We start from the raw sequence: 16,186 nt of genomic DNA on the forward strand, positions 1-16,186 counted from the left end.
TTCATCGTTCGACTTGCATGTGTTAAGCACGCCGCCAGCGTTCGTCCTGAGCCAGGATCAAACTCTCCGATAAAAAAACAAAAACCATTACCGAACAGATAACGATCCCAACAAAAACCACAACCAGCACCCGGGGGCGGGCACCAGCCATGGCAAACAAAACATGGCATCAAAAAACAAACACGCTGTTGAGTTCTCAAGAATCGGACACACACCTGCGGTCCAGACCTGGTCGGTCCTTGTCCGCTCGGGGCAACCTCTCCAGCCTACCCGATCTTCCGGCCCGGTGTCACATCCGTGGGAGGTGACCGTGTGGGTGGTTGATCTGGTGCTGCTGGCGCGTCCTCCGCTTCTGCGTCGGCCGCGAGGTACAACACTACACGCCCTCGGGAGGGCGGTGCAAACTCAGCTCGAGGCGTCGGTAGCGCGGACCTGGATCCCCAGCTGGCCGCCGCTCTCGCCGGCCGCCATCCGGGCCAGTGCGGACCGGGTGTCCGACAGTGCGAAGACCCCGCCCACGGCGGGCCGGAGCCCCTCCCGGGACACGAGCCGGGCCAGGGCCGCCAGCTCACCTCGGGTCCCCATGGTCGAACCCTGCACCCGCAGCTGCTTGAAGAAGATCTTCGTCAGCTCGGCCTTCTCCGGCGCGTCCCCCGACGTCGCGCCGCAGATGACGAGGGTGCCGCCGGGCCGCAGGGCGTTGATGGAGTGCGACCACGTGGCCGCCCCGACGCTCTCGAGCACGGCGTCGACCCGCCCCGGGAGGCGCTCGCCGGTCTCGAAGGTGGCGCCGGCGCCCAGCTCCTCGGCCCGGGCCCGCTTCTCCTCCGAACGACTCGTCACCCACACCGTGAGCCCCGCCGCCGCGCCGAGCTGGACGAGAGCCGTCGCCACCCCTCCTCCGGCCCCCTGCACCAGCACCGTGTCCCCCGGTCGGACCTGAGCCTGGGTGAACAGCATGCGGTAGGCCGTGAGCCACGAGGTGCACAGGGCAGCGGCCTCCACCGCGGTGAGGTGCTCCGGGCGGGGCACCCAGGCGCCCTCGGGCACGCTGACGAGCTCGGCGAGGGTGCCCTGGTGCTGCTCGGACAGCAAGGAGCGGCGGGGGTCGAGGGTGGGGTCCCCCTCCCACGACGGCGTCCCGGTCACCACGGGGTGGATCACCACCTCCCCCAGCTCGGGGTGCTCGGCCACGGCGTCGCACCCCAGGATCATGGGCAGCTGGTCCTCCGCCAGCCCCACGCCGCGCAGCGACCACAGGTCGTGATGGTTCAGACCCGCGGCCACGACAGGCAGCACCCGCCAGCCGGGCCGGTCCGCCGGCTCCGGACGCTCGCCGACCACCAGCCCGCTCAGCGGGTCCTCGGGGTGGAAGCTCCGGGCGTAGGCGGCCAGCATGCGTCCATACAACCAGATCAGCCGGCGTGCGGCGCGCGGACGGCCCGGCTCTCCTGACCACGTCGTCGCTGTCCCTCCACGGTGCCGGGGTAGGTGATCTCCTCCAGGCAGAGTCCGTGGGCAGGCATGACCCGCACCCCGGGGTCCCGGCGCCCGGCCCGCTGGACCTCCTCCGGCCAGCCCGGCGCACGGCGGCCCTCCCCCACCGCCACCACCGCACCGACGAGCGCGCGCACCATGCTGTGGCAGAACGCGTCGGCGACGACGGTCCCCACGACGACGCCGGCATCGTCCCGGCGCCAGCGGAAGTCCAGGAGCGTACGGATGGTCGTCGCCCCCTCCCGCGGCTTGCAGAAGGCCGCGAAGTCGCGCAGCCCGACGAGCGTCCGGGCCGCCTCGTCCATGGAGTCCGCGTCCAGCGGGTGCCGCACCACGACGGTGTCGTGCCGCCGGAGCGGGTCCGCGCCGGCCGGGCGGTCCTGCAGCCGGTAGCTGTAGCGGCGCCGGAGGGCGGAGAAGCGCGCGTCGAAGTCCGGGTGCACCTCGGCAGCCGCCCGTACCGCGACGTCGGGGGGCAGGACCCCCCTCAACCGCGTCACCAACGCGTCACCGGGCGCGCGGTCCGACCGGCCGGGCACCCGCCGCCACACCTCCTCGTCCACGTCGAGGTGGCAGACCGACCCCCGGGCGTGGACCCCTGCGTCCGTACGTCCCCCCACCACCAGCCTCGGGGGGTCCACCCGCAGCACCTGCCCCAGGCCCTGCGCGAGGGTCTCCTCCACCGTGCGCAGGCCCGGCTGCCGGGCCCACCCGGAGAAGTCGGTGCCGTCGTAGGCGAGGTCGATCCTGATGCGCACCCGCCCATCCTGCCCTGCGACCCGGGACGGGGGGACGACGAGGGCCGCCCACCCCCCTCAGGGGATGGGCGGCCCGCCGGTGCGTCGGGGACGCGACAGCTCACTTCGTGCTGTCGTCGCCCTCCGCAGGCTGCTCGGCGTCGTCGGCACCGCCGGAGACCATGGCGGCCTCCGTGGTGTCCTCGGCCGCCTCGTTGTCGGCGACCTCGGTGAGCTCGCCGTCGGCGGCCGGCTCGGCCCCCTGCTCGGCGGCGACGTCGGCGGCCTCGACCTCGGCCTGGGCCTGGTCCACCTCGGCGGCGTCGGTCGTGGTGGGCTCCTCCGCCTCGAGCTCGGCGTCGCTGATCGCGGCCTGTCGGTCCTTGGCCGAGCGCTTGGTGGCGCCCTCGGCCTGGGTGACCACGGCCTTGCGCTCGACCGGCTGACGCACCAGCTCGATGACCGCCATCGGCGCGTTGTCACCCTTGCGCGGGGCGATCTTGGTGATGCGGGTGTATCCGCCCTGACGCTCGGCGACGTCCGGAGCGATCTCGGTGAACAGCCGGTGCACCACGCCCTTGTCCCGCACGATGGCCAGGACCTTGCGACGGTTGTGCAGGTCTCCGCGCTTGGCGAACGTCACCAGACGCTCGGCCAGCGGACGCAGCCGCTTGGCCTTCGCCTCGGTGGTGGTGATCCGGTCGTGCTCGAACAGAGCGGTCGCCAGGTTGGACAGGATCAGGCGCTCGTGCGCCGGACCGCCGCCGAGGCGCGGACCCTTCTTGGGGGCAGGCATGGGTTCTCCTTAAGCCTTCTCGTGTCTCAGTACTGCTCGTCCTCGGCGAAGGCGGCGTCGCCCTCGTCGTCGTACGTGCCGTCCTCGTAGGCGGCCGCACCCTCGAACCCGGGGGGGCTGTCCTTGAGGGCCAGGCCCATCTCCGCCAGCTTGTCCTTGACCTCGTCGATGGACTTGGCGCCGAAGTTGCGGATGTCGAGCAGGTCGGCCTCGCTGCGCCCGACGAGCTCACCCACGCTGTGGATGCCCTCGCGCTTGAGGCAGTTGTAGGACCGGACGGTGAGGTCGAGCTCCTCGATCGGCAGCGCCAGGTCGGACGCCAGGGCGCCCTCCCCCGCGGACGGGCCGATCTCGATGCCCTCGGCCTCGACGTTGAGCTCGCGGGCCAGCCCGAACAGCTCGACCAGGGTGCGGCCCGCGGAGGCGACGGCGTCGCGCGGAGCCATCGAGCTCTTGGTCTCGATGTCCAGGACGAGGCGGTCGAAGTCGGTCCGCTGCTCCACGCGCGTCGCCTCGACCTTGTAGGTCACGGCGAGGACCGGGGAGTAGATGGAGTCGACGGGGATGCGCCCGATCTCCTGGTCACCGGACTTGTTGAGCTGCGCGGAGACGTAGCCGCGGCCACGCTCCACGGTCATCTCCATCTCCAGCGAGGCGGACTCGCCGAGGGTGGCGATGTGCAGGTCAGGGTTGTGGACCTCCACCCCGGCCGGCGGGGCGATGTCGGCCGCGGTCACGGCGCCGGCGCCCTGCTTGCGCAGGTACATGACGACCGGCTCGTCGTGCTCGCTGGAGACCACGAGGGACTTGAGGTTGAGGATGACCTCGGTGACGTCCTCCTTGACCCCGGGGATCGTGGAGAACTCGTGGAGCACGCCGTCGATCCGGATGCTGGTCAGGGACGCACCGGGGATGCTGGACAGCAGGGTCCGGCGCAGGGAGTTGCCGAGGGTGTAGCCGAAGCCGGGCTCGAGCGGTTCGAGGGAGAACCGGGAGCGGCTGTCGGAGACGACCTCCTCGGTGAGGGTGGGGCGCTGTGCGATGAGCACGTTTCGTTCCTTTCCACGGGCGACCGCTATATGACGCCGCGTGCGGGAGCCCGGCATACCTCTGTCCGTATGCCGGGCGCGGACCGGTGAGGGTCCGGGACGGTGGGGCGCAGCCCCACCGGCTCAGTTCTTGGAGTAGAGCTCGACGATCAGCTGCTCGGTGAGGATCGTGTCGATCTGCTCCCGGGTCGGCAGCTGGTGGATGAGGATCTTCAGCGAGCCGGGCACGACCTTCATCCAGGCGGGGACCGGCCGGTCGCCGTAGGTCTGGCGGGCCAGCTCGAACGGGAAGGTCTCGACCGACTGCGGACGGACCTCGACGATGTCGTACTGCTCGACCCGGTAGCTGGGCACGTCGACCCGCTTGCCGTTGACCAGGAAGTGACCGTGGGTCACCAGCTGGCGAGCGGCGCGACGGGTCCGTGCCAGGCCGGCGCGGTACACGACGTTGTCGAGGCGGGACTCCAGGATGATGAGCAGGTTGGCGCCGGTCTTGCCCGGGCGGCGGGCCGCCTCGGCGTAGTAGCGACGGAACTGCTTCTCCATGACGCCGTAGGTGAAGCGGGCCTTCTGCTTCTCCTGCAGCTGGGTCAGGTACTCCTTCTCCTGGCTGCGCCGGCGGCCGTGCTGTCCCGGGGGGAACGGGCGCAGGTCGAAGTTCTTGTCGCCGCCGACGAGGTCGACCTTGAGCCGGCGGGACTTCTTGGTGATGGGTCCGGTGTAACGGGCCATGATGTGTCTACCTTGTTCCTTCCGGGGCGGTCAGTTGCGACGCTTCTTGGGCGGGCGGACGCCGTTGTGCGCCTGCGGCGTCACGTCGGAGATCGCGCCGACCTCCAGGCCGGCCGCGGTCAGCGAGCGGATCGCGGTCTCGCGACCCGAGCCCGGACCCTTGACGAAGACGTCGACCTTCTTCATGCCGTGGTCCATCGCGCGACGCGCGGCGGCCTCGGCGGCCATCTGGGCGGCGTAGGGGGTCGACTTGCGCGACCCCTTGAAGCCGACCTGGCCCGAGGAGGACCAGGCGATGACGGCACCGGTCGGGTCGGTGATCGAGATGATGGTGTTGCTGAACGTGCTCTTGATATGAGCCTGCCCGAAGGCGACGTTCTTCTTCTCCTTGCGGCGCACCTTGCGGGCACCGGTGGCCTGACGGCTCTTGGGGGGCATGTGGTTTCTCCTAGCGGAAGAGCAAGACTTCTGGGGTCCGCGTCCGGCGGGGCGTCCTGGGTCGGACGGCGCGGCTGCGGGAGGTCAGGGGCGAAGCCCCGCGACGGTCTACTTGCCGGCCTTCTTCTTGCCGGCGACGGTGCGCTTCGGTCCCTTGCGGGTGCGCGCGTTGGTCTTGGTGCGCTGACCGTGCACCGGGAGCCCGCGGCGGTGCCGGAGCCCCTGGTAGCTGCCGATCTCCACCTTGCGGCGGATGTCGGCGGCGACCTCGCGGCGGAGGTCGCCCTCGAGGCGGAAACTGCCCTCGAGGTGGTCGCGCAGGGAGACCAGCTGCTCTTCCGTCAGGTCCTTGACCCGGGTCGACGGGTCGACGCCCGTGGCCTGGAGAGTCTGCTCGGCGCGGGTGCGGCCCACGCCGAAGATGTAGGTGAGAGCGACCTCGACGCGCTTGTCGCGCGGCAGGTCGACACCGATGAGTCGTGCCATGTGGCAGTGCTCCTTGGGAGTCGTGCGAGAGTCTGGTGCAGCACCGGTCCGCATCGTCTGGTGGGCTCGCTCGCCCGCGGTCCCCGGCTCTCGCGGCCAGGGGTGACGTCCCGCCGGTCGGCGGGGGTCGGGTGCTGCGTCATCTGGGTGGTGACGGTATGCAGTTGTGGTCGACGCATCGAAGCTGCGACGCGTGCGGTGGGTAGTGGTCTGCTCAGCCCTGACGCTGCTTGTGGCGCAGGTTGTCGCAGATCACCATGACCCGCCCATGACGGCGGATCACCTTGCACTTGTCGCAGATCTTCTTCACGCTCGGCTGAACCTTCATGGCTTCCTGCCTTCGGTGGAGTGGATCTGTGCGGGGGTGGGGTGAGGACCGCGGCCCGGGGGCCGTGGACCTCAGCGGTAGCGGAAGACGATGCGACCGCGGGTCAGGTCGTACGGGCTGAGCTCCACGACGACCCGGTCCTCGGGGAGGATCCGGATGTAGTGCTGCCGCATCTTCCCGGAGATGTGAGCCAGCACCACGTGACCGTTGGTGAGCTCGACCCGGAAGTTCGCGTTCGGGAGGGCCTCGACAACCGTGCCCTCGATCTCAATGACGCCGTCCTTCTTCGCCATGTCCTCCACATTCCCTGAATTGCACTGGACTCGGCCCACGCAGGGCCGACGCACCATCTTACGGGAACGGCAACCCCCAAGGCCAATCGCCGGGACCGCACGGGCTCCGGCCCGCTGGTGCGGCGCCCGGGTCAGTCGGAGAGCGGGGCGTAGTCGGCGCCGACGCGCGCCAGCCCGGCCTCTCCCCCGTCGGCCGCCGTGAGGACCCACAGCCCCGCGTCGGTGACCGCGACGGTGTGCTCCCAGTGGGCCGCGCGGCTGCCGTCCGAGGTGACGACCGTCCAGTCGTCGGCGAGGGTGCGCGTCTCGATGCTGCCGAGGGTGACCATCGGCTCGATGGCGAAGGTCGCGCCCGAGGGGACCGTGGGACCGCTCGAGGTGACCCCGTAGTTGGGGACGTGCGGGTCCATGTGCATCTCGCGGCCGATCCCGTGACCGGTGTAGTCCTCGAGGATGCCGTAGACCTCCACCCCCGGCACCCCCTCGCGACGGCGCCGCTCCAGCGCGGCGTCGACCGACTCCTCCACCGCATCCCCGACGGCGTACAACCGGCCCCCGGGGCGCAGCGCCGCGATGCCGGCCCACAGCGAGGCCTCGGTGTCGTCCATGAGGGCGAGGTCGGCGGCACGCCCGCGCTCCCGTCCGCCGACGACGAGGCTGACCGCGGCGTCCCCGTGCCAGCCTTCGACGATCGCCCCGCAGTCGATGGAGACGAGGTCCCCGTCGGCCAGGACGCGCGGGCCCGGTATGCCGTGCACCACCTCGTCGTTGACCGAGATGCACAGGCTGCCGGTGAAGCCGTGGTAACCCAGGAAGCTCGGGGTCGCCCCGGCTCCCCGTATCGCCTCCTCGGCCAGGGTGTCCAGCTCGAGGGTGGTCACCCCGGCGGTGGCGCGCTCGGTGGCCAGGGCCAGCGTGCGGGCCACGACCAGTCCGGCCCGGCGCATGGCGACGAGCTGGTCCGGGGTCTTGGCCTCGATGCGGGGCCGACGCCGGAGGAGGGACATCAGCCCTCGCCGGTGGCGCCCGGCGTGCCGGCGGCAGGGGCCGGCACCTGCGACAGGGCGGCCTCGATGCGGTCGGTGACCTCCTCGACGGCCCCCATCCCGTCGACGCGTCGGAGCAGGCCGCGAGCCTTGTAGTGGGCGGCCAGCGGGGCCGTCTCCTCGGCGTACATCCGCATGCGCTCGCGGATGACGTCCTCGGTGTCGTCGGCCCTCCCCTGCTCCTGGGCACGGGCCAGGAGCCGCTGCACGACCTCGTCGGTGTCGACCGTCAGCTCGACCACGACGTCCAGCTGGTGGCCGGCGTCGCCGAGCATCTCGTCCAGCGCCTCGACCTGCCCGGTCGTACGGGGGTACCCGTCGAGCAGGAAGCCGGTGGCCGCGTCGGGCCGGGCGAGGCGGTCCCGCACGATCGCGTTGGTGATCTCGTCGGGGACGTAGCCGCCGGAGGCCGTGATCTGCTTGACCTGCAGGCCGAGGTCGGTCTCGTCCTTGATGTTGGCCCGGAAGATGTCACCGGTGGAGATGGCGGGGATGCCGTGGGCGGCGGACACGTGGGCGGCCTGGGTGCCCTTGCCGGCACCGGGGGGCCCGAGCAGGATGAGGCGCATCAGCGGAGGAACCCTTCGTAGTCGTGCTGCTGGAGCTGGGACTCGATCTGCTTCACCGTCTGCAGGCCGACGCCCACGATGATGAGGATCGAGGCGCCGCCCAGCGGGAAGTTCGCCACCCCCATGACGTTGAAGGCGATGAGCGGGATGACGGCCAGGCCGGCGAGGTAGAGCGCACCGGGGGTGGTGATGCGGTTGATGACGTACTCGAGGTACTCGGCGGTGGGACGCCCGGCCCGGATGCCCGGGATGAAGCCGCCGTAGCGCTTCATGTTGTCCGCCACCTCGGTCGGGTTGAAGGTCACCGAGGTGTAGAAGAAGCAGAAGAAGATGATCATGGCCGCGTAGAGCAGCATGTAGACCCAGTGGGTACCGGAGCCGGTGGCGCCCATGGACAGGTAGCGGTCGATGAAGCCCACCCAGGCGGGGGCCGTGGCACCCGGCTCCGTCGGCCGGTTGAAGTTGGCCAGCAGCGAGGGGAGCATGAGGATCGAGCTGGCGAAGATGATGGGGATGACGTTGGCCATGTTGAGCTTGAGCGGGATGTAGGTCGAGGTCCCGCCGTACTGCCGACGACCCACCATCCGCTTGGCGTACTGCACCGGGATGCGGCGCTGGCACTGCTCGACGTAGACGACGAGCGTCATGATGACCAGACCGAGGAGCATGACGAGCACGAAGGTCGTCACCGAGCTCTGGTAGATCGCGCCGAGGGCCGCGGGGAACCCGGCGGCGATGGAGATGAAGATCAGCAGCGACATGCCGTTGCCGACGCCCTTCTCGGTGATGAGCTCGCCCAGCCACATGATGAGCCCGGTGCCCGCGGTCATCGTCAGCACCATGAGGGCCAGCGTCCAGATGCCGTCGTCGGGCATCACCGTGGTGCACGTCGTGCCGAACAGCCGGGCCGGTTCCCGGGCGATGGTCACGAGGGTGGACGCCTGGAGGACCGCGAGGCCGATGGTGAGGTAGCGGGTGTACTGGGTCATCTTGGTCTGACCCGACTGCCCCTCCTTCTTCAGCTGCTCGAAGCGCGGGATGACCACGGTGAGCAGCTGCACGATGATCGCCGCGGTGATGTACGGCATGATCCCCAGCGCGAAGATGGACAGCTGCACCATGGCCCCGCCGGAAAACAGGTTGACCATGCCCAGCACGTTGCCCGACAGCTCGGCGGTGTTGAGGCACTGCTGCACCAGTCCGTAGTCGACGCCGGGCGTCGGGATGTGCGTCCCGAGCCGGTACAGCGCCATGATGGCGAGCGTGAAGAGGATCTTCTTCCGAAGATCCGGCGTCTTGAACGCGCGCACGAAGGCGGAGAGCATTCAGGTCCTCCTGTGGGTCTCCCCCGACGCCGGTCGTCGCGGTCGACGACGCGCCCGGGGAGGCGAGCATGAGTCGCCCCCGACGATAACACCAGGGGTGGTGGGGGTGGGTAGCAGTGAGGCCCCGCGCCGCGGGGCGACGCAGGGCCTCACTCGAGGTGTGACAGGACCGGGGCCGGAGCCTCAGGCCTCCGTGACGCTCCCACCGGCAGCCTCGATCTTCTCCTTGGCGGAGGCCGAGAACTTCGTGGCGGTCACGTCGAGCGCGACCGACACCTCACCGGTGCCGAGCACCTTGACGGGCTGGCCCTTGCGGACCGCGCCCTTGGCGACGAGCTCGTCGGTCCCGACGGTGCCCCCCTCGGGGAAGAGGGTGGCGAGGGTGTCGAGGTTGACGACCTGGAAGGTCACCTTGAACGGGTTCTTGAAACCACGCAGCTTGGGCAGCCGCATGTGCATGGGGGTCTGACCGCCCTCGAAGGTCGCCGGCACCTGGTACCGGGCCTTCGTGCCCTTGGTGCCGCGACCCGCGCTCTTGCCCTTGGACGCCTCACCGCGACCCACACGGGTCTTCGCGGTCTTGGCGCCGGGGGCCGGACGCAGGTGGTGCACCTTCAGCGCGGCCGCCTCGCGGCGGGTGGTGCTGTCGGCCATATCAGTCAACCTCCTCCACGGTCACCAGGTGGGCGACCGTGCGGACCATACCCCGGAACTCCGGGCGGTCCTCCTTGACGACGGTGTCCCCGATCCGCTTGAGGCCCAGGCTCCGGACGGTCTCCCGGTGCATGTGCTTCGTGCCGACGGTGGACTTGATCTGGGTCACCTTGAGCTTGGCCATCAGGCACCTGCCTTCGCCTCGGCCGCGGCCTCCGCACGTGCCTTGAGCATGGCGTGCGGCGCGACCTCCTCGAGCGACTTGCCCCGACGGGCCGCGACGGCCTCGGGCTGCTCGAGACCCTGCAGCGCCGCGACGGTGGCGTGCACGATGTTGATGGAGTTGCTCGACCCGAGCGACTTGCTCAGGACGTCGTGGATCCCCGCGCACTCGAGCACGGCACGCACCGGACCACCGGCGATGACACCGGTACCCGGGCTGGCCGGCTTGAGCATGACGACACCGGCGGCGGCCTCGCCCTGGATCGGGTGCGGGATGGTGCCGGCGATCCGCGGGACGCGGAAGAAGTTCTTCTTCGCCTCCTCGACGCCCTTGGAGATCGCGGCCGGCACCTCCTTGGCCTTGCCGTAGCCGACGCCCACGGTGCCGTCGCCGTCACCCACCACGACGAGCGCGGTGAAGCTGAAGCGGCGGCCACCCTTGACGACCTTGGCCACACGGTTGATCGTCACGACGCGCTCGAGGTACTGGTTGCGGTCGTCGTCCCGACCCCCGCGGCCACCACGGCCGTCACGGTTGTCTCGGTTGTTGCTGTCCCGGCCGCCGCGACGGTTGTCGCGGGCGTCGCCGGACGTGGAACCGGACCCGGTTCCACGTCGCTGGAAGTCACCAGCCATCGAAAAGTCCTCTTTCCTCGTTCTCGCAGGTCCGAATCAGAGCGCCAGGCCGCCCTCGCGGGCGCCCTCCGCGATCGCGGCCACGCGGCCGGCGTACCGGTTGCCGCCACGGTCGAAGACCGCTGCGTCGACGCCCGCCGCCTTGGCGCGCTCGGCGAGCAGCTCGCCGACCCGCCGGGCCTTGGCCGTCTTGTCGCCCTCCAGGGCACGCAGGTCCGACTCCATGGTGGAGGCGGAGGCCACGGTGGCGCTCTTGGTGTCGTCCACGAGCTGGACGAAGACGTGACGCGAGGACCGGTTGACCACGATGCGCGGACGCTCCGCGGTCCCGGTGACCTTCTTGCGCAGCCGCACGTGGCGACGGCCCCGTGCTGCGCTCTTGCTCTTGGCGCGCTTGACGATCTGTGCCATGGCTTACTTACCAGCCTTTCCGACCTTGCGGCGGATGCGCTCACCCTCGTAGCGCACGCCCTTGCCCTTGTAGGGGTCCGGCTTGCGCAGCTTGCGGATGTTCGCGGCGACCTCGCCGACCTGCTGCTTGTCGATGCCCGTGACCGAGAACCGCGTGGGGTTCTCGACCTGGAAGGTGATGCCTTCCGGGGCCTGGATGAGGATGGGGTGGCTGTAGCCGAGCGCGAACTCGAGGTCGCTGCCCCGGGCCACCACGCGGTAGCCGGTGCCGTGGATCTCGAGCTTCTTGGTGTAACCGTTGGTCACACCCTCGACCATGTTGGCGATGAGGCTGCGGGTGAGCCCGTGCCGCGAGCGTGAGTCACGCTCGTCGTCGGGTCGGGTCACCTCGATGCTGCCGTCCTCGCCCGCGGCCACCGAGATGGGCTCGACGACGTCGAGCGCGAGCTGGCCCTTGGGCCCCTTGACCGTGACGGTCGAGCCGTCGATGGCCACGTCGACACCGGAGGGGACGGTGACGGGGAGTCGTCCGATACGAGACATTCTTGTGAGCTCCTTACCTTCTGCTCCGGGTCACCAGACGTAGGCGAGCACTTCGCCGCCGACGCCCTTCTCGGCCGCCTGGCGGTCGGTGAGCAGGCCGGAGGACGTGGAGATGATCGCCACGCCCAGGCCGCCCAGCACGCGGGGCAGGTTGGTGGACTTCGCGTAGACACGCAGGCCCGGCTTGGAGACGCGGCGCACACCGGCGATGGAGCGCTCCCGGTTGGGGCCGTACTTGAGGTCGATGATCAGCGTCGTGCCCACCTCGGCATCCGCGGAGGACCAGGAGGCGATGTAGCCCTCGGCCTTGAGGATGTCGGCGATGGTCGCCTTCAGCTTGGAGTACGGCATGGAGACCTGGTCCTTGTGCGCCGAGTTGGCGTTCCGGATCCGGGTCAGCATGTCCGCGATCGGGTCGGTCATGGTCATGGGCTTCGTGCCCTTTCTCACCGCGGTTTCCCCTCGGGCATGGTGCCCGGGGCGACCTTCGATGTTCCAGGTGGGTGGTTACGTCAGTGCAGGATGTGCCGGAGGACGGGCGGGGCGGCCCGCCTCACCAGCTCGACTTGGTGACACCGGGCAGCTCGCCGCGGTGCGCCATCTCGCGCAGGCAGATCCGGCACAGGCCGAACTTGCGGTAGACCGAGTGCGGGCGGCCGCACCGCTGGCAGCGGGTGTAGGCACGCACCTTGAACTTCGGCTTGCGGTTGGCCTTGTTGATGAGAGCAGTCTTGGCCATGCTCAGTTCTCCTTGAACGGGAAGCCCAGGTGCTTGAGCAGCGCCCGGCCCTCGTCGTCGGTCGTGGCGGTGGTGACCAGCGTGATGTCCATGCCGCGGACCCGGTCGATCTTGTCCTGGTCGATCTCGTGGAACATCGACTGCTCCACCAGGCCGAAGGTGTAGTTGCCGTTGCCGTCGAACTGCCGCGGGGACAGCCCGCGGAAGTCGCGGATACGCGGCAGCGCCAGCGACAGCAGGCGGTCGAGGAACTCCCACATCCGGTCGCCGCGCAGCGTCACGTGGGCGCCGATCGGCATACCCTCGCGCAGCTTGAACTGGGCGATGGACTTGCGGGCCTTGGTGACCGACGGCTTCTGGCCGGTGATCGTCGCCAGGTCCCGGATGGCGCCCTCGATGAGCTTGCTGTCGCGAGCGGCCTCCCCCACACCCATGTTGACGGTGACCTTCACCAGGCCGGGGACCTGCATGGGGTTGGCGTAGCCGAACTGCTCGGTCATCGCCGGGGCGATGTCCTGGCGGTAGCGCGCCTTGAGCCGGGGTGCCGCCGCAGCGGAAGGGCCGGCCTGCTCGGTGGTCTCGGTGATCGTGTCAGTCATGCTCAGAGGTCCTTACCCGAGCGCACCGCCACGCGGGTGCGCACCGTCTTGTCACGGCCATCGCGGTCCACCTGCTCGACACGGGTCTTGATCCGCGTCGGCTTCTTGGTCTCCGGGTCGACCACCATCACGTTGGACACGTGGATGGGGGCCTCCTGGACCTGGATGCCGCCGGTGTTGACGCCACGCTGGCCACCCGCACGGGTGTGCTTGGTGATGCGGTTGACGCCCTCGACCAGCACGCGTCCGGTGTCGGTGTGCACGGCGATGACGCGGCCCTGGAGGCCCTTGTCCTTGCCGGCGATGACCTGCACCAGGTCGTTCTTCTTGATCTTCATCTTGGCCATGGCTCAGATCACCTCCGGCGCGAGCGAGACGATCCGCATGAATCGCTTGTCGCGCAGCTCACGGCCCACCGGGCCGAAGATGCGAGTACCGCGGGGGTCACCGTCGTTCTTGAGGATGACCGCGGCGTTCTCGTCGAAACGGATGTAGCTGCCGTCGGGGCGACGGCGCTCCTTGCGGGTGCGGACGATGACCGCCTTGACGACATCGCCCTTCTTGACGTTGCCGCCGGGGATGGCGTCCTTCACGGTCGCCACGATGGTGTCCCCGATGCCCGCGTAGCGGCGGCCGGAACCACCGAGCACGCGGATGCACAGGAGCTCCTTGGCACCGGTGTTGTCGGCGACGCGCAGTCGCGACTCCTGCTGGATCACTGTTCGTTCTCCTACTGCCGGCTGGTTCTCGCCCGCGGGGGCCGAGCCTGGCCAGACGTCGTGGATGAAAGGGTTCGTTGGCGGGTCCCGGGGGTCCCGCAGGTGCGGCCTACTTGGCCTTCTCGAGGATGTCGACCAGCCGCCACCGCTTGGTGGCGGACAGCGGGCGGGTCTCCATGATGAGGACCCGGTCGCCGACCCCTGCGGAGTTGGCCTCGTCGTGCACCTTGACCTTGTTGGTCGTGCGGATGACCTTGCCGTAGAGACCGTGCTTCACGCGGTCCTCGACCTGGACGACGATCGTCTTGTCCATCTTGTCGCTGACGACGTAGCCCTGACGGGCCTTGCGGTAGTTGCGGTCACCGCCGTGCCCGAGCGAGCTCTCGCTGGGCTCGTGCGCCTCGACCGACGCGGAGGCCGTGCCGGCCTGGGTCTGGGTGCTCTCGCTCATGCTCAGCCCACCTTCTCGTTCTCGTCGGACGCACGGCCGATGCCGAGCTCGCGCTCGCGCATCTCCGTGTAGATGCGAGCGATGTCCTTGCGGACCGCGCGCAGCCGGCCATGGCTCTCCAGCTGCCCGGTGGCGGACTGGAAGCGCAGGTTGAACAGCTCCTTCTTGGCCTCGGCCAGGGCATCGGCCAGGGGGCCGTCCTCCAGACCGCGCAGCTGCTCGGGGGTCAGGTTGTCGGAACCGACAGCCATCAGATGTCACCACCCTCACGGGAGACGAAACGGGACTTCATGGGCAGCTTGTGCATCGCCAGACGCAGCGCCTCGCGGGCGACGTCCTCGGACACACCGGACAGCTCGAACATGACACGACCCGGCTTGACGTTGGCCACCCACCACTCGGGCGAGCCCTTGCCGGAGCCCATGCGGGTCTCGGCCGGCTTCTTGGTCAGCGGACGGTCGGGGTAGATGTTGATCCACACCTTGCCGCCTCGCTTGATGTACCGGGTCATGGCGATACGAGCGGACTCGATCTGCCGGTTGGTGACGTAGGCAGGCGCGAGGGCCTGGATGCCGTAGTCACCGAACGCGAGCTGGGTGCCACCCTTGGCGTTGCCGGAGCGGCCCGGGTGGTGCTGCTTGCGGTGCTTGACGCGACGGGGAATCAACATCAGGACTGCTCTCCCTCGGTGGTAGCGGGGGCGGCGGTCGCCGTGTCCGTCTGCGCGGCCGCGGGGGCCTGCTCGGAGGTCGCGGCCTCGTCGCGCCGTGGCGCACGGCCGCGACGCTCGCCACGCTCGCCCCCGGGGCCGCCACGACCACCACGACCACCGCGGCGGTCGCCACGCCCGCTGGGGGCCTGGGCCTCCTCGCGCGCGAGCTCCTTGGCGGTGAGGTCGCCCTTGTAGATCCAGACCTTCACACCGATCCGGCCGAAGGTCGTCTTGGCCTCGTACAGGCCGTAGTCGATGTTCGCGCGCAGGGTGTGCAGCGGCACGCGGCCCTCGCGGTAGAACTCCGACCGGGACATCTCCGCGCCGCCGAGACGGCCCGAGCACTGGATCCGGATGCCCTTGGCGCCGGCGCGCAGGGCGGACTGCATGCCCTTGCGCATCGCGCGACGGAAGGTCACGCGGGCGGCCAGCTGCTCGGCGATGCCCTGAGCGACCAGCTGCGCGTCCACCTCGGGGTTCTTCACCTCGAGGATGTTGAGCTGGACCTGCTTGCCGGTGAGCTTCTCCAGGGCACCGCGCAGGCGGTCGGCCTCGGCGCCACGGCGCCCGATGACGATCCCCGGGCGGGCCGTGTGGATGTCGACGCGGACGCGGTCGCGGGTGCGCTCGATCTCGACCTTGGAGATGCCGGCCCGGTCCATGCCGGTGGACAGCAGCTCACGGATCGCGACGTCTTCCTTCACGTAGTCGCGGTAGCGCTGACCCTCCTTGGTGGAGTCGGCGAACCAGCGGCTGCGGTGGTCGGTCGTGATGCCCAGGCGGTAGCCGTTCGGGTTGATCTTCTGCCCCATCAGCGGGCACCTCCCTTGGTCTTCTCGGCGACGACCACGGTGATGTGGCTCGTGCGCTTGTTGATGCGGCTGGCGCGGCCCTGGGCGCGCGGCCGGAACCGCTTCATGGTCGGGCCCTCGTCGACGAACGCGGACGCGACGACGAGGCGGGCCTCGTCGATGCCCGAGCCGCTGTTGTCGGCGGCGTGCCGGGCGTTGGCGACCGCGCTGTTCAGGACCTTGAGCACCGGCTCGCTGGCGCTCTGCGGGGCGAACCGCATGAGGGCCTGCGCCTCCGGGACGCTCTTGCCCCGGATGAGGTCGACGACACGGCGGGCCTTCATCGGCGTCACGCGGACGAACCGCGCCTGCGCCCTGGCTTCCATGACGAATCCTTCTTCCGTGGTGTTCGT

General features: G+C 69.8%; 27 protein-coding genes and 1 rRNA gene. All 28 read right to left on the bottom strand.

Annotated elements, in window-relative coordinates:
• Positions 1-73, bottom strand: a 16S ribosomal RNA gene (locus Q0967_RS09965); the annotation flags it as partial.
• A 332-nt stretch (positions 74-405) separates the two neighbouring features.
• Positions 406-1,398 (bottom strand): zinc-binding dehydrogenase, encoded by a 993-nt coding sequence (locus tag Q0967_RS09970; RefSeq protein WP_298751790.1) that lies wholly within the window; start codon positions 1,396-1,398, stop codon positions 406-408.
• 17 nt (positions 1,399-1,415) lie between these two features.
• Positions 1,416-2,255 (bottom strand): tRNA pseudouridine(38-40) synthase TruA, encoded by an 840-nt coding sequence (gene truA, locus Q0967_RS09975; RefSeq protein WP_298751787.1) that lies wholly within the window; start codon positions 2,253-2,255, stop codon positions 1,416-1,418.
• A 100-nt stretch (positions 2,256-2,355) separates the two neighbouring features.
• The gene (rplQ, locus tag Q0967_RS09980) at positions 2,356-3,030 is read right to left on the bottom strand and encodes a 50S ribosomal protein L17 (protein ID WP_298751785.1); all 675 of its coding nucleotides are present in this window, start codon (positions 3,028-3,030) and stop codon (positions 2,356-2,358) included.
• Positions 3,031-3,056: 26 nt separating this feature from the next.
• Positions 3,057-4,079 (bottom strand): DNA-directed RNA polymerase subunit alpha, encoded by a 1,023-nt coding sequence (locus tag Q0967_RS09985; protein WP_058890652.1) that lies wholly within the window; start codon positions 4,077-4,079, stop codon positions 3,057-3,059.
• Between the two features lie 123 nt (positions 4,080-4,202).
• A complete protein-coding gene (gene rpsD, locus Q0967_RS09990; RefSeq protein WP_058890651.1) occupies positions 4,203-4,811 on the bottom strand; it encodes a 30S ribosomal protein S4 in 609 nt (202 codons plus the stop codon).
• A gap of 30 nt (positions 4,812-4,841) precedes the next feature.
• A complete protein-coding gene (gene rpsK / locus Q0967_RS09995) occupies positions 4,842-5,249 on the bottom strand; it encodes a 30S ribosomal protein S11 (RefSeq protein WP_058890650.1) in 408 nt (135 codons plus the stop codon).
• Between the two features lie 108 nt (positions 5,250-5,357).
• Entirely contained in the window at positions 5,358-5,735 is a 378-nt protein-coding gene (gene rpsM, locus Q0967_RS10000) for a 30S ribosomal protein S13 (protein WP_058890649.1), read from the bottom strand.
• 214 nt (positions 5,736-5,949) lie between these two features.
• The gene (rpmJ, locus tag Q0967_RS10005) at positions 5,950-6,063 is read right to left on the bottom strand and encodes a 50S ribosomal protein L36 (RefSeq protein ID WP_022925314.1); all 114 of its coding nucleotides are present in this window, start codon (positions 6,061-6,063) and stop codon (positions 5,950-5,952) included.
• Between the two features lie 71 nt (positions 6,064-6,134).
• Complete coding sequence (infA, locus tag Q0967_RS10010) at positions 6,135-6,356, bottom strand: translation initiation factor IF-1 (protein WP_022925313.1); 222 nt, start codon at positions 6,354-6,356, stop codon at positions 6,135-6,137.
• 131 nt (positions 6,357-6,487) lie between these two features.
• The gene (map, locus tag Q0967_RS10015) at positions 6,488-7,363 is read right to left on the bottom strand and encodes a type I methionyl aminopeptidase (RefSeq protein ID WP_298751782.1); all 876 of its coding nucleotides are present in this window, start codon (positions 7,361-7,363) and stop codon (positions 6,488-6,490) included.
• Complete coding sequence (locus Q0967_RS10020) at positions 7,363-7,971, bottom strand: adenylate kinase (RefSeq protein WP_298751781.1); 609 nt, start codon at positions 7,969-7,971, stop codon at positions 7,363-7,365. Before Q0967_RS10020 ends, map begins: the two co-directional genes overlap by 1 nt.
• Entirely contained in the window at positions 7,971-9,296 is a 1,326-nt protein-coding gene (gene secY, locus Q0967_RS10025; protein ID WP_298751780.1) for a preprotein translocase subunit SecY, read from the bottom strand. Before secY ends, Q0967_RS10020 begins: the two co-directional genes overlap by 1 nt.
• 183 nt (positions 9,297-9,479) lie before the next feature.
• Positions 9,480-9,950 (bottom strand): 50S ribosomal protein L15, encoded by a 471-nt coding sequence (rplO, locus tag Q0967_RS10030; protein ID WP_298751779.1) that lies wholly within the window; start codon positions 9,948-9,950, stop codon positions 9,480-9,482.
• Position 9,951: 1 nt separating this feature from the next.
• Entirely contained in the window at positions 9,952-10,134 is a 183-nt protein-coding gene (gene rpmD, locus Q0967_RS10035; RefSeq protein ID WP_010148653.1) for a 50S ribosomal protein L30, read from the bottom strand.
• On the bottom strand, positions 10,134-10,808 hold the full coding sequence (gene rpsE, locus Q0967_RS10040) for a 30S ribosomal protein S5 (protein ID WP_058890644.1): 675 nt from the start codon (positions 10,806-10,808) through the stop codon (positions 10,134-10,136). The genes rpmD and rpsE overlap by 1 nt, the downstream gene beginning before the upstream one ends.
• A gap of 36 nt (positions 10,809-10,844) precedes the next feature.
• Entirely contained in the window at positions 10,845-11,219 is a 375-nt protein-coding gene (gene rplR, locus Q0967_RS10045) for a 50S ribosomal protein L18 (protein ID WP_298751776.1), read from the bottom strand.
• A 3-nt stretch (positions 11,220-11,222) separates the two neighbouring features.
• Entirely contained in the window at positions 11,223-11,762 is a 540-nt protein-coding gene (gene rplF / locus Q0967_RS10050; RefSeq protein ID WP_139722152.1) for a 50S ribosomal protein L6, read from the bottom strand.
• A 30-nt stretch (positions 11,763-11,792) separates the two neighbouring features.
• Positions 11,793-12,191, bottom strand: a complete 399-nt coding sequence (gene rpsH, locus Q0967_RS10055) for a 30S ribosomal protein S8 (RefSeq protein WP_010148657.1) — start codon at positions 12,189-12,191, stop codon at positions 11,793-11,795.
• A 124-nt stretch (positions 12,192-12,315) separates the two neighbouring features.
• The gene (locus Q0967_RS10060; RefSeq protein WP_009483068.1) at positions 12,316-12,501 is read right to left on the bottom strand and encodes a type Z 30S ribosomal protein S14; all 186 of its coding nucleotides are present in this window, start codon (positions 12,499-12,501) and stop codon (positions 12,316-12,318) included.
• 2 nt (positions 12,502-12,503) lie between these two features.
• Positions 12,504-13,100 carry a 50S ribosomal protein L5 gene (gene rplE / locus Q0967_RS10065; RefSeq protein WP_298751764.1) on the bottom strand — a complete coding sequence of 199 codons (597 nt, stop codon included), beginning with the start codon at positions 13,098-13,100 and terminating at the stop codon, positions 12,504-12,506.
• Between the two features lie 2 nt (positions 13,101-13,102).
• Complete coding sequence (gene rplX / locus Q0967_RS10070; protein ID WP_058890640.1) at positions 13,103-13,447, bottom strand: 50S ribosomal protein L24; 345 nt, start codon at positions 13,445-13,447, stop codon at positions 13,103-13,105.
• Positions 13,448-13,450: 3 nt separating this feature from the next.
• The gene (gene rplN, locus Q0967_RS10075) at positions 13,451-13,819 is read right to left on the bottom strand and encodes a 50S ribosomal protein L14 (RefSeq protein WP_010148661.1); all 369 of its coding nucleotides are present in this window, start codon (positions 13,817-13,819) and stop codon (positions 13,451-13,453) included.
• A gap of 109 nt (positions 13,820-13,928) precedes the next feature.
• Positions 13,929-14,270, bottom strand: a complete 342-nt coding sequence (rpsQ, locus tag Q0967_RS10080; protein WP_298751759.1) for a 30S ribosomal protein S17 — start codon at positions 14,268-14,270, stop codon at positions 13,929-13,931.
• A gap of 2 nt (positions 14,271-14,272) precedes the next feature.
• On the bottom strand, positions 14,273-14,521 hold the full coding sequence (gene rpmC, locus Q0967_RS10085) for a 50S ribosomal protein L29 (RefSeq protein WP_058890637.1): 249 nt from the start codon (positions 14,519-14,521) through the stop codon (positions 14,273-14,275).
• The gene (rplP, locus tag Q0967_RS10090) at positions 14,521-14,940 is read right to left on the bottom strand and encodes a 50S ribosomal protein L16 (protein ID WP_298751757.1); all 420 of its coding nucleotides are present in this window, start codon (positions 14,938-14,940) and stop codon (positions 14,521-14,523) included. The genes rpmC and rplP overlap by 1 nt, the downstream gene beginning before the upstream one ends.
• On the bottom strand, positions 14,940-15,794 hold the full coding sequence (gene rpsC / locus Q0967_RS10095; RefSeq protein WP_298751755.1) for a 30S ribosomal protein S3: 855 nt from the start codon (positions 15,792-15,794) through the stop codon (positions 14,940-14,942). Before rpsC ends, rplP begins: the two co-directional genes overlap by 1 nt.
• Complete coding sequence (rplV, locus tag Q0967_RS10100; protein WP_298751801.1) at positions 15,794-16,159, bottom strand: 50S ribosomal protein L22; 366 nt, start codon at positions 16,157-16,159, stop codon at positions 15,794-15,796. The genes rpsC and rplV overlap by 1 nt, the downstream gene beginning before the upstream one ends.
• Positions 16,160-16,186 lie beyond the last annotated feature (27 nt).

The sequence above is a fragment of the uncultured Serinicoccus sp. genome, from assembly GCF_947500995.1.
Lineage (GTDB): Bacteria > Actinomycetota > Actinomycetes > Actinomycetales > Dermatophilaceae > Ornithinicoccus.

What these genes read in the sequence shown, in the direction of transcription:
- Q0967_RS09970 (WP_298751790.1), bottom strand. Translation starts at nt 1,398, where the DNA reads ATGCTGGCCGCCTACGCCCGGAGCTTCCACCCCGAGGACCCGCTGAGC.
- rplQ (WP_298751785.1), bottom strand. Translation starts at nt 3,030, where the DNA reads ATGCCTGCCCCCAAGAAGGGTCCGCGCCTCGGCGGCGGTCCGGCGCAC.
- rpsD (WP_058890651.1), bottom strand. Translation starts at nt 4,811, where the DNA reads ATGGCCCGTTACACCGGACCCATCACCAAGAAGTCCCGCCGGCTCAAG.
- rpsK (WP_058890650.1), bottom strand. Translation starts at nt 5,249, where the DNA reads ATGCCCCCCAAGAGCCGTCAGGCCACCGGTGCCCGCAAGGTGCGCCGC.
- rpsM (WP_058890649.1), bottom strand. Translation starts at nt 5,735, where the DNA reads ATGGCACGACTCATCGGTGTCGACCTGCCGCGCGACAAGCGCGTCGAG.
- rpmJ (WP_022925314.1), bottom strand. Translation starts at nt 6,063, where the DNA reads ATGAAGGTTCAGCCGAGCGTGAAGAAGATCTGCGACAAGTGCAAGGTG.
- infA (WP_022925313.1), bottom strand. Translation starts at nt 6,356, where the DNA reads ATGGCGAAGAAGGACGGCGTCATTGAGATCGAGGGCACGGTTGTCGAG.
- map (WP_298751782.1), bottom strand. Translation starts at nt 7,363, where the DNA reads ATGTCCCTCCTCCGGCGTCGGCCCCGCATCGAGGCCAAGACCCCGGAC.
- Q0967_RS10020 (WP_298751781.1), bottom strand. Translation starts at nt 7,971, where the DNA reads ATGCGCCTCATCCTGCTCGGGCCCCCCGGTGCCGGCAAGGGCACCCAG.
- secY (WP_298751780.1), bottom strand. Translation starts at nt 9,296, where the DNA reads ATGCTCTCCGCCTTCGTGCGCGCGTTCAAGACGCCGGATCTTCGGAAG.
- rplO (WP_298751779.1), bottom strand. Translation starts at nt 9,950, where the DNA reads ATGGCCGACAGCACCACCCGCCGCGAGGCGGCCGCGCTGAAGGTGCAC.
- rpmD (WP_010148653.1), bottom strand. Translation starts at nt 10,134, where the DNA reads ATGGCCAAGCTCAAGGTGACCCAGATCAAGTCCACCGTCGGCACGAAG.
- rpsE (WP_058890644.1), bottom strand. Translation starts at nt 10,808, where the DNA reads ATGGCTGGTGACTTCCAGCGACGTGGAACCGGGTCCGGTTCCACGTCC.
- rplR (WP_298751776.1), bottom strand. Translation starts at nt 11,219, where the DNA reads ATGGCACAGATCGTCAAGCGCGCCAAGAGCAAGAGCGCAGCACGGGGC.
- rplF (WP_139722152.1), bottom strand. Translation starts at nt 11,762, where the DNA reads ATGTCTCGTATCGGACGACTCCCCGTCACCGTCCCCTCCGGTGTCGAC.
- rpsH (WP_010148657.1), bottom strand. Translation starts at nt 12,191, where the DNA reads ATGACCATGACCGACCCGATCGCGGACATGCTGACCCGGATCCGGAAC.
- Q0967_RS10060 (WP_009483068.1), bottom strand. Translation starts at nt 12,501, where the DNA reads ATGGCCAAGACTGCTCTCATCAACAAGGCCAACCGCAAGCCGAAGTTC.
- rplE (WP_298751764.1), bottom strand. Translation starts at nt 13,100, where the DNA reads ATGACTGACACGATCACCGAGACCACCGAGCAGGCCGGCCCTTCCGCT.
- rplX (WP_058890640.1), bottom strand. Translation starts at nt 13,447, where the DNA reads ATGGCCAAGATGAAGATCAAGAAGAACGACCTGGTGCAGGTCATCGCC.
- rpsQ (WP_298751759.1), bottom strand. Translation starts at nt 14,270, where the DNA reads ATGAGCGAGAGCACCCAGACCCAGGCCGGCACGGCCTCCGCGTCGGTC.
- rpmC (WP_058890637.1), bottom strand. Translation starts at nt 14,521, where the DNA reads ATGGCTGTCGGTTCCGACAACCTGACCCCCGAGCAGCTGCGCGGTCTG.
- rplP (WP_298751757.1), bottom strand. Translation starts at nt 14,940, where the DNA reads ATGTTGATTCCCCGTCGCGTCAAGCACCGCAAGCAGCACCACCCGGGC.
- rpsC (WP_298751755.1), bottom strand. Translation starts at nt 15,794, where the DNA reads ATGGGGCAGAAGATCAACCCGAACGGCTACCGCCTGGGCATCACGACC.
- rplV (WP_298751801.1), bottom strand. Translation starts at nt 16,159, where the DNA reads ATGGAAGCCAGGGCGCAGGCGCGGTTCGTCCGCGTGACGCCGATGAAG.